Raw genomic sequence first — 1,153 nt, forward strand, 5'->3', positions numbered from 1 at the left:
CCAGCCGCCGTTTCTTGCTCATTCTTGGCATGGGTGCGCTCCTTTCTGCCGTTTCCGCTGGTGTGGCGGTATCGGCGGTAATTCTGTATCATCTCGGTATCATTTTCGGGGTTTTTCTGCCCTATAAGCCCGTTAAAAAATCCTTTGGTATTTGCGGATAGGGTACGGGGCAGCCCCCTTGTTCTGTATAGGTTCGGGTACATTTTGGGGCGGTTTTTATCGTTCCTGTTCCTGCCTTTTCACAGGCTTGCGCTCCCGGTGTAAAATCTGGTCGATATTGCCCTTGACAGTCTGTAAGCGGCGGTATTCCTCCCGTTTTGCCCGGTAATCGTTGTAGCCGCTGTTTTTCTCTTGGATAAGGGTTTCAATCTCTGCTTGCAGGGCTTTATGGCTCGGCAGCTTGGAAATGCCGTTCTCCCTGAAATAGCGGGCGGCTGCGTCTGCTATGATAAAGTCGCTTTCGTACTTCTGACGGTAGGCTGCTTTTGCTTTGGCGTTTTTCTGCTGTTTCAGCCCGTCCCGGACAGGGCGGGTCTTGGAATAGGCAAGCACCTGTCGTTGCAGCTCCTTTTTCCCGTTCAGCGTCTTTTCCACCTGCTTCAGCTCTGCAAGGCTTTCCTGCATGGCGGCATAGGCGGCAGAACAGGCTTCGTCCAGTTCCTCCGGGGAAGAAAAGCCGTACTGCTGGTAGGCAGTAACGGTAGCCGCCATCTGCTTTAGGTTGTGCTTTGCCGCCCAGCGGTCATAACCCACGCCCTTGCCCTCGGCTCGCTTGGCTTCCCGGTCAACCATGCGCTGCAAGATGTTGTCTGCCGGGGTGGTTTTTGCGGCTTTTTCCTCCTGCAAGCGTCCCTTTTGGGTGTGTGGGTATTCCGGTATGGCTTTGGTCTGTTCGGCGGCTCTGTGGGCGTTCTGTGTAAGCAGGGCAAGGACAGCAGCCTTGTCAAAATCGTCCCCCAGCTTCCGGGCTGTGATAGGCTTCGTCCTGTCCGGCGTGAGGTAGGAAAGCCGCCCCCGGCTCTCCTTGACGGTCACACCCTCCTGCAGCAAAAGGGAAGAAAACTCGTCAAAGCTGGCAGCTTGGGAAAGTGCCTGCCGTATCGTCCGGCGCAGCTTCGCCTTGTCCGTTTCAAACTTGGTGGGCTTGGTCGGC

At 55.7% G+C, this 1,153-nt stretch carries 1 pseudogene; it reads right to left on the minus strand.

The features are described from left to right. Positions 1-216: 216 nt before the first annotated feature. Positions 217-1,153 (minus strand): annotated as a pseudogene (locus tag ABHC48_RS20510) (relaxase); the annotation flags it as partial.

The organism is Ruminococcus sp. 1001136sp1, assembly GCF_039841815.1.
GTDB classification, from domain to species: Bacteria; Bacillota; Clostridia; order Lachnospirales; family Lachnospiraceae; genus Blautia_A; species Blautia_A faecis.